At 45.5% G+C, this 12,545-nt stretch carries 9 protein-coding genes; 3 read left to right on the forward strand and 6 right to left on the reverse strand.

Translation table 11 applies throughout. From position 1 onward, the window contains the following. The first annotated feature begins 54 nt into the window (after nucleotides 1-54). Nucleotides 55-2,601 (forward strand): hypothetical protein, encoded by a 2,547-nt coding sequence (locus tag B0680_RS03825; protein ID WP_078253734.1) that lies wholly within the window; start codon nucleotides 55-57, stop codon nucleotides 2,599-2,601. A 17-nt stretch (nucleotides 2,602-2,618) separates the two neighbouring features. Next, nucleotides 2,619-4,415, forward strand: a complete 1,797-nt coding sequence (locus tag B0680_RS03830) for a hypothetical protein (RefSeq protein ID WP_078253735.1) — start codon at nucleotides 2,619-2,621, stop codon at nucleotides 4,413-4,415. A 221-nt stretch (nucleotides 4,416-4,636) separates the two neighbouring features. Here the strand turns inward: B0680_RS03830 and accC are convergent, their stop codons facing one another. The 6 genes from accC to yajC all read right to left on the reverse strand — a co-directional run bounded on the left by accC (nucleotide 4,637) and on the right by yajC (nucleotide 10,936). Then, nucleotides 4,637-6,001 carry an acetyl-CoA carboxylase biotin carboxylase subunit gene (accC, locus tag B0680_RS03835; RefSeq protein ID WP_078253736.1) on the reverse strand — a complete coding sequence of 455 codons (1,365 nt, stop codon included), beginning with the start codon at nucleotides 5,999-6,001 and terminating at the stop codon, nucleotides 4,637-4,639. A gap of 12 nt (nucleotides 6,002-6,013) precedes the next feature. Next, nucleotides 6,014-6,439, reverse strand: a complete 426-nt coding sequence (accB, locus tag B0680_RS03840; protein ID WP_078253910.1) for an acetyl-CoA carboxylase biotin carboxyl carrier protein — start codon at nucleotides 6,437-6,439, stop codon at nucleotides 6,014-6,016. A 291-nt stretch (nucleotides 6,440-6,730) separates the two neighbouring features. Then, the gene (locus tag B0680_RS03845; RefSeq protein WP_078253737.1) at nucleotides 6,731-7,348 is read right to left on the reverse strand and encodes an LOG family protein; all 618 of its coding nucleotides are present in this window, start codon (nucleotides 7,346-7,348) and stop codon (nucleotides 6,731-6,733) included. Between the two features lie 126 nt (nucleotides 7,349-7,474). Beyond that, entirely contained in the window at nucleotides 7,475-8,620 is a 1,146-nt protein-coding gene (gene secF / locus B0680_RS03850; RefSeq protein ID WP_078253738.1) for a protein translocase subunit SecF, read from the reverse strand. Nucleotides 8,621-8,629: 9 nt separating this feature from the next. Next, nucleotides 8,630-10,507 carry a protein translocase subunit SecD gene (secD, locus tag B0680_RS03855; RefSeq protein WP_078253739.1) on the reverse strand — a complete coding sequence of 626 codons (1,878 nt, stop codon included), beginning with the start codon at nucleotides 10,505-10,507 and terminating at the stop codon, nucleotides 8,630-8,632. Nucleotides 10,508-10,603: 96 nt separating this feature from the next. Next, entirely contained in the window at nucleotides 10,604-10,936 is a 333-nt protein-coding gene (yajC, locus tag B0680_RS03860; RefSeq protein WP_078253740.1) for a preprotein translocase subunit YajC, read from the reverse strand. Between the two features lie 237 nt (nucleotides 10,937-11,173). Between yajC and B0680_RS03865 the strand changes: the two genes are divergently transcribed. Then, entirely contained in the window at nucleotides 11,174-12,379 is a 1,206-nt protein-coding gene (locus B0680_RS03865; protein ID WP_078253741.1) for a CNNM domain-containing protein, read from the forward strand. Nucleotides 12,380-12,545 lie beyond the last annotated feature (166 nt).

Here is a 12,545-nt window from a genome sequence, read left to right on the forward strand (position 1 = left end):
CAGGATAAATGATGATACAATAACAACAATTTGCATTATCTTACAGGAAGTCCTATGTCTATGATAAATAAACCCACCAAAGGATTTGTGCTCAAGACAAGCTGTCTATTGATTACGACTGCTTTGCTGAGTGCTTGCGCCAATAGCGGGGCTGTACAAGCACCGCAGGCGACTTCAGCCCGTCTGCTATTTAGCGACAATGCAGACACAGCGTCCAATCAAGCCAAGTCAAGCCTAGTCAGTGCCATCAGCGACTATCTAAACAGTGAACGCTATGTGCTATCCACTTATCACTACAAAGCCATGCCGATCAATCATGCAGGCAGTATTGATGCAGGGTCAGATCCGCTGTGGATGACTGCGCTAAAAACTTATGAGTACAAAAGCACACAGGATAATGCCAATTATAAAAGCGATGCCTATCGCACGAACGAAACTTATGCTGACGAAAGTGGCGATTTGCCTTATCTGAGATACGACGACGAAAAAGCAGGCATCATACCTGAGAATGTCATCAGTCGTGAAGTGGGGATGGGCGCTGAGTATCAAGAAGTTAATGAGAAAATCAGAGATAATTATGCCGATCTAAGACTGTGCTTGGGCGACTTATCCAGTGAGCTTGATGATGTCATCAAAGCCAAGCCGACCGCCACAAGCAATGATAAAGCGGTGAAAACCATCATCAATCAGATGAATGACTGTATCACTGAGCACAATCAAAGCATTGATGAGATTCAAATGCACGCTCAAGGTTATCAAAAACAAGACATCGGGCAAATTCGCCAATGCGCGCTGAATTTTACAACCGATATCGGGCATATCTTATCACCCAATCGTCAGCACAAATCCCTAACTGATAAGCACTATCAGCTGTATGATACCGTTTGGCTCAATTATTGGGCGTGTAGCCAAGCTTATTATTACAGCGCCGATGTCGAGCCATATACCTATATTGGCAATGGGATGTCCAAACCTGCACTCAACGCCTATGCCAATCTGCGCCAATGCTCAACCAAGCATCACACCGTGATTGACACCCTAAAAGCCCAAAACAAAACCTACCGCAATGATGCCGAGTCTTATGCACAAGCAGTATATGACACTAGTTATTGCTTGGCGACAGGCGTGTATGATGGGCTAGGGCAAACGCCTGATACACCGATTACCAAACCAACTACCCCTGATGAAGTCAGCTCGCTGTATTCACAATATACCGCAGCGTTTTATGGTGATTATGACAGTGAATACGAGCCAAAGAGCCGTTTTGGCACTTGGTTTGATGCCTATAAGCAGATGAAAACAGCAGGCAAATCGGATGCATCAGCAGATAGCACCACAGCTTTGCCAGATTTACCAATTCCTACCAATGGCATGGGCGGACTGTACACCAATATGATGTCATCGATGCTGGATTATATGAAAAAATCACCCGAACAGCTCGATGCCAAGAACGCTTATCAATACAACAACACCGTGATGACCGTCATCAGTCATCATCAGCCAAGCCAAAAAAAGCTTAACACGCTATTGGCATTTGATTATCATTCAGCGACCGCAGATCAGTCGATACAACTGCCTGTGGCGATGGATTTTAATCAGCAGCAACTGACTGCTGATGTTTCAGCTGCTTTGCCATTGATTGCACTGGTCAGCCCAAAACACGCACCACTGCCTGCTGATATGCCAAATGGCTTGGTGAAATTCAGCCTACCAAGTGAGCTACAAGGCGTATTGCCACTGCCTGTGATTTATGATGCGCTCAATCGTGCATTTTTGCTCAGCGTTAGTGAGCTTGATGGCGAGCGATTCACCCCGATGGCGATGACGCATGATGCTTATGCCAAACAAATCGGCGCAAGCCAAGTGATTAAACTCAACCTAAGCTCAAAAGATATGGGTAAGATGTTTGGCATTGTCAGTAAGCAATTGGCAAATGATTTAAAAGCCTATATCGACGCACACCCTGAATTGTATCAAGCCAAAGCAGATGCCGATAGTGCAGATATAGATAGTGCAGATGTAGGCGATACAGCTGATGCATTGCCAAGCGTTACCGAATCTGATCAGCCATCCGATGACCAAAATGATAAGCTAGATGCCGCCAAGCTCAAACAAGTCGTCGATAACTGGGTGCTGATCAATCAAGGCTATCACACAAGCGATGTTGGCAGTCTGTTTGCGCTATTTGAATCGATTTTGCCAATTGGCATGGATAGCAGTCTTTACTACTATCTTGATGGGCGTGGCAAACTGATTGGTCTGCAATCACTACAGACGATGGATGATCAAATGCAAAATCTGCGCCTGCAGACGGTAGGGCAAACTCGCTACAGCACCAAGATGATTGACCATGCTTATGCCAAGCAGTTCACCCAAAGCTTCGCCCAAGCAGGCGATGCCGTAGATGGTAATGCATGGCTTGCCAAGATTCGTGAAGAAAATACGCTCAAATCACTTGCCATAGATACTCGTGAGCAGTATGAGTTTAGCCCAACTATTGCTGCACGAGCCGCAACAGATGCCGCTGCCGCTATGGGTGAGCCTGCATCTGGCGAGACACAGTGCAGCTTTGATGATGATGGACAAGTGATTTGTCATTAAAATATTAAGGATAGTGTATGAAGTTATTAAAATCAACAAACAAATCTCTGTCGCTTAAGCCCATTACGCTCGGTGTCATTGCCGTGCTTGCAACAGGCTGTGCGACGACACAGCCTGTTGCAAGCAACTCTGCCGATGCCCAAAGTGCGCTTGGTGATGCGATGACAGGGCAATTGCGTAGCTCATTTGGCTATCAAACCGATGTCTATGTTTCCAATGCCATCCGTGAAGATGCGCTCGCCAATGCCAGCGACGAACAAAAACAAGCCAGTGAAGATAAATCAGTCGTCTGCGAAGATGAACACGACCAAGCCTATATCGCCCTGACCAAAAAACTGATGGCAGAACAAGGCAAAAAAGCCGAAGATATCACAGCAGGTGATGAGCATGAAGCCATTAAGCAAGCCTATAAAGACTGCTTAGATGCACGGGGTGATTTGACTGGGCTTAAGGAATTTGATTTTGATGCATTTTTTGACAAAACTGCCGATATGGATACCGAATCACAGTTTGATTTATTGTATCAAGAAATGCAAGCATTCGACCAAGATACCCAAAGCACCCAGCCTAATAGCGACTACTTGCCCGACTATGACAGCGACCACACAGCACTAGACGCCAAAAAAGCCGAGCTTGCCAAGGCGTACTTATTTGAGCCGACACACATCCAAGTCAAGGGGCAATATCAGCCATTGGCAGGGGTGTTCACCGCTTTACCAAGCTTTGATTATCAAGCCAAAAATATCAGCACGCATCTGAATCAGCCAATCCATGTTGACCTAAAAAATGGCGATATTTATCTGTGGGCAGATAATTTTGCGATGATTAATAGTGAATTATTGGACAAAAAACTTGGCAATCAATGGCAAAATAAATGGCTAAAACTACCGCTCAATGATGGTAGCTTGCCTGATGATTTTGCCAAGACCTTTATGAAGCTATTGATTCAAGCCAAAAAAGAGAGTTTTTTGAGCTTGGATGCGACATCGTTTCGTTATGTCGATGCTGATACCATGCTACAAACACCGTATCTTAGCCAAAATCTGCCAACCGATGTACTCTCAATCATCCAAAAAAGCCCAACCATCGTCCAAAGCAATCCAAGCGAAGACGCCAAGCGATTTGCCGATTATGTCTTTGCAGATACCTTGTACAATGGCATTTTGCAAGCTTATCCATCGCTTATCCCACAAATGACCATGGACGATCGGGTGATTGCTGATGGTGAGAGTCTGATTGTCGTCAGCGAAGTAGCAACTGACAAACCAAGCATTGATACACAGCCTACAACCAAACTCAATAGCCAGCTGATGCTCAATATTTTACTGGCTTATTTGGCAGGTGTATCGGATAACTATATCAGCTCGCCAAATGCTGTCAGCACGCCAACCCCTTATGCACCGTTGTCGCATTATGGTATTCAAGCCAATCGTGTGAATTGGATTCATCAGCGTCAATACCTGACAAATACCAAGCTAAAAGGCGGCCAGCTATCGCAAGATACTATCTCAAGCCAGCAACCTGTATTGATGGATTTGTTCACCACCATCACACCATCAGCCAAGCCTGTCTTTGCACGCTTACCTACCCATGCCGTGACCCCAACCGATGCCAATAGTATCAACTTGTTTGACTATAGCAATGAGCTGATTGAACGACTCAAAACAGGTGATGATAAATACCTAAAAGCCATGCTCGCACTCATCACAGGTGAATCTGAAGCGCCTATCTATGATGAAACCGAACTGCTTGAACCAAGCGATGCACCTGCAGATGCACCGGTTGAGCCTGTCGATATGCCTGATAATCAATAAGCATATCATTACGCTCAATCTCATCTATCAATCAAGCCTAGCAATAGGCTTGATTTTTTTCACAAATCAAAAAAATGATAGGACAACGGAGATGGCAGGGTGGATAAGTGTGTACAACTTGATGAAATATATAAAAACGGTCGATATCAGAAATATCGACCGCTTAACTAAGCCTTGAGAGTACTGGGGCTTGAGAGTACTGGGGCTTGAGAGTACTACACTTAAGCTTTGGCTTTTTCTTCTTTGTTGCCTTGTAGCATATGACCTTCAAGATAGTGGATATTCTGTGCTTCTTCGCAGAATGCTTCATCTTGCAAAATCACATCACGATGTAGCGGAATATTGGTTTTGATACCTTCAACCACCAGTTCATCAAGTGCGTGCAAGGTCTTGCCGATGGCTTGACGGCGTGTCTGCGCATGACAAATCAGCTTACCAATGAGCGAATCATAATAAGTCGGGATGGTATAGCCTTGATACAGGTGCGAATCAAAACGAACACCCGAACCGCTTGGGGTAAATAGCTGTTGAATCTTACCCGGGCTTGGCATAAAGGTCTTCGGGTCTTCGGCATTAATACGGCACTCAATGGCATGGCCACGGATGGTGATTTCGTCTTGGTGATAAGACAGTCCGTAGCCTGCAGCGATTTTGAGCTGTTCAACGACGATATCAATCCCAGTAATCATCTCGGTCACAGGGTGCTCAACCTGCACACGGGTATTCATCTCAATAAAGAAGAATTGACCGTCTTCGTACAAGAACTCAAATGTACCTGCGCCACGATAGCCAATCTGCTCACACGCACGCACGCACGCTTCTAGGATAGGCTGACGAACATCGTCAGGGATGCCCGGTGCTGGTGCTTCTTCGAGTACTTTTTGGTGGCGACGCTGTAGTGAGCAGTCACGGTCAAATAGGTGTAGAGCATTGCCATTGCCATCGCCAAGCACTTGCACTTCGACGTGGCGTGGATTTTTTAGGAAACGCTCCATATACACAGTATCATCGCCAAAGGCACTTTGGGCTTCGGTTTTGGCTGCTTGGACTTGGTTTAATAGCTCTTCAAAGCGTTCAACCACACGCATACCACGACCGCCACCGCCTGCTGCTGCCTTGACAATCAATGGAAAGCCAATATTGCGGGCTTGCTCTTCGGCGTTGCTTAGGGTGATTGCACCCACTGAGCCGGGTACGGTCGGTACGCCCGCTTCTTTCATTGCATTGATGGCAGAGACTTTGTTACCCATCAAGCGGATATGTTCAGGATGTGGGCCAACAAAAGTCAGACCTGCTTCTTCGACCTTTTCGGCAAATTCAGCATTCTCGGACAAAAAGCCATAGCCCGGATGGATGGCGTCAGCGCCAGTGACTTCAGCGGCTGCTAGTAGGGCATTGATGTCCAAATAGCTTTGGGATGATGGGGCATTACCAATACAGACCGCTTCATCAACAAAACGCAGATGCATCAAATCCTTGTCCGCGGTCGAATAGACACCCACCGTCGCAATGCCAAGCTGTTTGCACGCTCGCACGATACGCAGGGCGATTTCGCCACGGTTTGCAATGAGAAGTTTTTTAATCATGGCAACTTCCTGTTAGGCTTTGTAGCGGATGACAGGTTGACCAAATTCGACCACTTCAGCATTGCTGACCAAAATCTCTTCGATGATACCGCTTTGGGTTGCCTCTAAAGGGTTCATGATTTTCATCGCTTCGATGATGCCAAGCGTATCGCCTGCTTCCACTTTTTGACCAACTTTGACAAACGGTGGGTCATTTGGGCTTGGTGCTGAATAGAACACACCAACCATCGGTGATGTTTCAACTTTGCCACTTGGTGTCTTGGCAGCAGGGGCAGTCGGGGCAGTAGCTGGTGCGGCCGCAACTTGTGGTACGGCAACTGTCTGTACAGCGGTATTTCGTGTTAGGCTGATGTATTTATCATCATGACCATATTCTAGGTTCAATAGGTCTTTTTCTTCCATCAGGTCAACAAGTTCACGAATTTTTTTGATGTCCATCGCATCACCTTCCATAAATCAAAACTGCCGAGCAACACGCATCAGCAAGACAAATCAGTTAAAGTTGTTCAAAAAATACTTGAAATTGGGCAATCGCTTGCCAAATTAGCGTATGTTGAACTGCCAAATTTAATTATATATAGTGTACATTCGTTTTATTTTATTGCAAGTGTTTTTTGTAATATTTTGGTACAAATCGCTGATATTTCTTGCCAATCTGTGATTTGGGCACAAAAAATTGCCATCATTGTCATGATAGCAATGATGGCAAGCCGCTTATTCAAGCTTTGGCTAAAATTTTGGAATCTCGGGATGCTCATCCATCCAGTCAGGCTTGACCCATTTTTGAGTTTCGACAAATTGATAATTCGCCATCAGGTGCAAAAGCTCATCAACATCATCACTCACGCATAGCAAATCGACATTGGCAGGGGGCATAAAGCCTGCTTGGGCGGTATGCTTGAGCATCGTGATGAGCGGGTCAAAAAAGCCGTTGGTATTAAGCACACCAATTGGCTTGGCGTGCTGTCTAAGCTGAGCAAGCGACACCACTTCAAACAGCTCTTCATAAGTGCCAATTCCACCTGCCAATGCAATGAACGCATCACCCAGCTCAATCATCTTATTCTTACGACTTGCCATGTCAGGCGTAACAATCAGCTCATTTAGCCCCAGATGTGCCACTTCTTTATCTTTTAAAAAGCTTGGAATCACGCCAATTGCTTGACCGCCTGATGCCAAGATACTATCGGCAATCGCCCCCATCAAGCCCACCTTGCCACCGCCATAGACCAAGCTTGAGCCTTGTTTGGCAAGTGTCTGCCCAAGCAACTTGGCAGCGTGATAATAATCGGGTACATCGCCAAAATTTGAGCCACAATACACGACTACTTTATTCATCGGATTCATCTTATCTCCATGTAAATCTTGATAATAGAAACTTAAAAACGATAGTCTTGATGATAGCGGATTTTGGATATCAGCACAACAAAAAAATGCGCCCAACTTTTGAGCGCATTTATAAAGATTAGCCAATCAGTCTTTGCTATTTTGAAGGTCAGGGTCGGCAAATACCACCACTTCTTCTTCAAACTCTGGCTTGACCTTGACGACAAAGTCATCACGAGACAGACCCATCCACAGTGGAATCACACTAGCGATATAGATGGATGAATACGTACCCGCAATCAGACCAATCAGTAGCGCCAATGAGAACCAGTACAGACCATCACCGCCCAAGAACAGCATGGCAATGACAACAATCAGTACTGTACCACTGGTCATGATGGTACGGCGAAGTGTCTCGGTCAATGACAAATCCACCACTTGTTTTGGCGTCAAGCCACGTACACGGCGGAAATTCTCACGGATACGGTCATAGACGACGATGGTATCGTTCACCGAATAACCAATCAGCGCAAGCACCGCCGCCAATACCGTCAAGTCAAATGGAAAGCCAAAAATCGCAAACACACCGACGACCACGATGGCATCATGAAACAGTGATAGCATCGCACCCATCGCAAGCTTAAACTGGAAGCGAATTGAGATATAAATCAGCATCATCGCAAGCGATACTGCCAAAGCCAGTAGTGATGTGGTATAGATTTCACCACCAACCTGACTACCGATGATGTTGATATTATCGACAATCGCCGTATTATTTGGCAGGTTTAACGCTTGTGCCAATGCTTGGCTAAGACCTTCGGCGTTGCTCTCTTGCGGTGGTAGGCGTACCAACAGCTCTTGGTTCGTGCCAAGATATTGCACCACCGCATCATTAAAGCCATTTTTGGCAAGTGCATCAACCACTTGTACTTGTTCGACCGACTGCTCATATTTGACATCAGCAGACACACCGCCGGTGAAGTCCAAACCAAGATTGAGCCCTTTGACAAAAAATGCCACAATACTTGCGACAGTCGCAATGATTGACAGCGCCATCATTGGCTTTGCGATTTTTAGAAATGGAATGATGCGTTGATTGGCAATCAGCTTGACGCCACCTGCTTTTTCGGCAACGTCATCCACTTCAGCAATGATTGCTTGGTCTGCCAAAGCATTTTGGTTGGCGATGGCGTTTGAGCCTTTACCATCACGGCGTGGGCCTGTGCGACGGCGACGCACGGCATCGCCTGACGCTTGAGTGGTTGGGTCAATTGGGTTATTTTCATTACTCATTTTAGACTCCTAACCAATACTTAGTTTAGCGACATTTTTGCGATAGCCGTACAACAAATGAATGATAGCACGAGTAACCACAATCGCGGTAAATAGTGAGGTGATGTTACCAATAGCAAGCGTTACCGCAAAGCCTTTGATAGGGCCTGTACCAATTGAGAACAAAATCACAGCAATCAATAGCGTGGTGATGTTACCATCGACAATCGAGCTAAAGGCACGGTCAAAACCAGCCACGATAGCAGCTTTTGGTCGTACGCCATTGGCAAGTTCTTCACGAATACGCTCAAAAATCAGTACGTTAGCATCGACCGCCATACCGATGGTCAATACAATACCTGCGATACCCGGTAGCGTCAATGACGAACCAATCACCGACATGATAGCAACCATCATAATGACGTTGAACGCTAGGGCGATATTTGCCACCATACCAAAGCCACGATAGAATACAATCATCCACAAGAATACCAACAGATAACCAATCTGCGTAGATAACAGACCTTTGTCAATATTATCCTGACCCAGTGAAGGACCGATGGTACGCTCTTCGACAAAGTACATCGGCGCAGCCAACGCACCTGAACGCAGTAGCAGGGCAAGTTCGCCAGCTTCTGCATCGCTGTCTAGACCATTAATCACGAATGATGAACCAAGCACCGCCTGAATCGTCGCACGGTTAATCACACGAGATTCGGTATATGGGGTGCGAATTTCTTTTTGTTCACCTGTGGTTGGGTCGGTTTCGTAGCTGATTTTTTGCTTATGCTCGATAAATAGCACTGCCATCTGTTTGCCAACGGCAGTCTTGGTAGCATTTTGCATCAGCTTACCACCAGCGGTATCTAGCGTGATAGCGACTTGTGGCTGACCGTTTTCGTCCAGACCCGGCTGTGCACCTTGGACTTTTTCACCAGTGATAATGGCTTGTCGTTCCAGTAGTACCGGAGGACCGTCAATACTGCCAAATGGGAAAACTTCAGTGCCAGCAGGTGGTACGCCACCTGTATAAGACGATTCCAAATCGCTCACCATGCGAAACTCTAGGTTCGCTGTACGGCCAAGTACACGCTTGGCTTCAGCGGTATCTTGGACGCCCGGTAGCTCAACGACAATACGGTTTGAGCCTTGAGTCTGCACCAACGCTTCGGCAACGCCAAGCTCATTGATACGGTTACGCAGTGTGGTTAAGTTTTGGCTGACCGCATATTCGCTGATTTCTTGCAATTTTTGGTCGGTATAAATCATCTCAAGTGCTGGGCCTTGGGTATCCATCAATGGACGCAAGGCAAAATCAGCACCCATACTGCCTTGTAAGGTAGTTTGTGCTGCATTACGGTCATCAGCAGATGCAAAGGTGAGCATCAGACCGTTATTGGTGGCTTTTAGACTGGCGACAGGAATTTGTTTGGCACGTAGGGCACGGCGCACTTCTTGAGAAGTGGTTGTCAGACGCTGTTCAAGCGCCTTTTCCATATCCACTTCAAGTACAAAACGAACACCGCCACGCAAGTCAAGACCAAGTTTCATTGGCTTTGCACCAAAGTTCTTGAGCCATTCAGGGGTGGTTTGGGCAAGGTTCAGCGCCACGACATAATTATCGCCCAGTTCACGGCGTAGCACTGCTTGCGCTTTTAGCTGATCTTCTGGGGTATTTAGGCGAACCAAAGCACTGTTATTCTCAAAACTGCCATCATGGTGTGATAGACCAGCATTGGTCAGCACGCTTTCGGCTTGAGTCAGCACTTCTTGGGTCAGTTCTGTACCGGCAGTCGCCCCTGTAATCTGTACAGCAGGCTCGTCAGGATAGAGATTGGGTAGTGCATAGATGCTAGAAATAATCAGCACCACAGCAATGAGTATATATTTCCAAGCAGGGTAGTGCATAGGGTAATCTTATAGACAATGTAAGCTTTTGGCTTACGAAACGAAAAACAAACAATGCCTGCGAAAAAAAATTACAGGCATTGGCAATAGAAGTGATTAGATATTATCAACAGTACCAGCAGGCAATACCATCAATACGCTTGCTTTTTGGATTTTTACTTCGGTTGCACCTAGGCTGATGACCGCATAGTCACCTTCAACTTTTTTGATTTTACCAACCAAGCCACCAGCGAATACAACTTCGTTGCCTGCTGCCAAGCCATCAACCATCGCTTTGTGTTGCTTATTGCGCTTTGATTGTGGGCGGATGATTAGAAAATAAAAAATCGCAACAAACGCCAGTGGCAACAAAAGTTGCATATAAAATGGCTGTTGTCCAGCTGGTGCGCCAGCAGTTGCATGAGCAGCAGTGATAAATAGATCTAACATAAAAAACTCCTAAATTTACAATTTTCAATCAAATTCAATGGCTCGCAAAAATGCCAAAGTCTGCCAATCATTGGCGACAAACACTCAAGCGAAAGACAAAAATAACAGATATCATAACATATTTTTGGGGTGCTGGCATGGATTTTCGTGGCTTTTGGCGATTTTATCAAATCAATACTTGCAGTTATGCTAAATTTCACTTAATATGAGCACTAATTTTTGTTATCTTATCCCTTTATGTCCCGACACCGAACCCGATTTTTTAATCAATTCATTCCCTTTGCCATCATCGCATCTGTATTTTTGCCGACACTTGCCCATGCAGGCTTTGAGCTTGGCGGCACAAGTATCAATCTGATTTTACTGATCTTTTTTATCTCTTTATCGCTGATTGTATCGTTTATTTGCTCAGTGTCAGAAGCCGTGCTGCTCACGATGACACCTTCATATATTGATACACTACAAGAAGATCAGCCAAAATTAGCCGCACTACTAAAAGATGTGAAAATTGACAATATTGAAAAATCCATCTCGGCAATCTTGACCCTAAATACCGTTGCGCATACGCTGGGATCACTTGGTGCTGGCGCTCAGGCGGTGATTGTCTTTGGTGATGTATGGTTTGGGGTGTTTAGCGGTGTGCTGACATTAATCATTCTTATTGGTACAGAGATTATCCCAAAGACGCTTGGCACGACCTATTGGCGTCGATTTGCCGTACCTGTGGCGTACTATGTGCGTGCGATTAACTGGTTATTGATGCCGATTATTTGGATTACCGAAAAAATCTCTCGCCTATTGACCCGCGGTCATCAAGAAAGTAGCTTTAATCGTCATGAATTTTTGGCGCTTGCCAATCAAGGAGAAAGCTCAGGGCAAATGAGTGAGCTTGAGACTCGCATTATCAAAAACTCTTTGGCTCTTGGCATGATCAATGTCGAAGATATCGTTACACCTCGTTCGGTGGTGACTGCTTTTGATCAGCATATGACTGTGGGTGATATTTTTGCCCTGCATCCAAAACTGCCTTTTTCACGCTTTCCGATTTTTGATGAAGATTTGGACAATGCCACAGGCTTTGTGCTCAAATCAGATTTGCTCATTGCCAAAGCGAACCAAGAAATTCATACGCCAATCAAGCAGTTCAAGCGTGATATCAGCTTTGTATTTGCCAAAATGAAACTGTTTGATTTGCTCGATTTGATGCTCAAAGAACGCGTGCATATCGCGCTTGCCGTTGGTGAATTTGGCGAAGTCAAGGGCTTGGTTAGCCTTGAAGATATACTTGAGACCTTGTTAGGTCTTGAGATTGTCGATGAATTTGACCGTGTCGATGATATGCAGGCGCTGGCTCGTCAGCTCATGGATCGTCGTATGGCGCGCCTAGGTGCAAAGCTTGAACAAGATGACGCATCGGATGATGCTGACAAATCATCAAATTAAACATAACAAAAAAGGGGCGCCAAGCTCCTTTTTTTGATTTTGGTATTGGTTGGCATATATCCACTCAAAGATTGCTATTATCACTTCGTGTAAAAAGACAATTATTTTTGCACATAGACTTCCCATAATTGCAACAAAATGTTACAATTTGCCATGATGGCTTAAG

The sequence above is a fragment of the Moraxella pluranimalium genome, assembly GCF_002014825.1.
GTDB lineage: Bacteria > Pseudomonadota > Gammaproteobacteria > Pseudomonadales > Moraxellaceae > Moraxella > Moraxella pluranimalium.

Bases quoted from the DNA above. Each gene is read 5' to 3' on its own strand.
- B0680_RS03825 (WP_078253734.1), top strand. From the start codon at position 55: ATGTCTATGATAAATAAACCCACCAAAGGATTTGTGCTCAAGACAAGC.
- B0680_RS03830 (WP_078253735.1), top strand. From the start codon at position 2,619: ATGAAGTTATTAAAATCAACAAACAAATCTCTGTCGCTTAAGCCCATT.
- accC (WP_078253736.1), bottom strand. From the start codon at position 6,001: ATGATTAAAAAACTTCTCATTGCAAACCGTGGCGAAATCGCCCTGCGT.
- accB (WP_078253910.1), bottom strand. From the start codon at position 6,439: ATGGACATCAAAAAAATTCGTGAACTTGTTGACCTGATGGAAGAAAAA.
- B0680_RS03845 (WP_078253737.1), bottom strand. From the start codon at position 7,348: ATGAATCCGATGAATAAAGTAGTCGTGTATTGTGGCTCAAATTTTGGC.
- secF (WP_078253738.1), bottom strand. From the start codon at position 8,620: ATGAGTAATGAAAATAACCCAATTGACCCAACCACTCAAGCGTCAGGC.
- secD (WP_078253739.1), bottom strand. From the start codon at position 10,507: ATGCACTACCCTGCTTGGAAATATATACTCATTGCTGTGGTGCTGATT.
- yajC (WP_078253740.1), bottom strand. From the start codon at position 10,936: ATGTTAGATCTATTTATCACTGCTGCTCATGCAACTGCTGGCGCACCA.
- B0680_RS03865 (WP_078253741.1), top strand. From the start codon at position 11,174: ATGTCCCGACACCGAACCCGATTTTTTAATCAATTCATTCCCTTTGCC.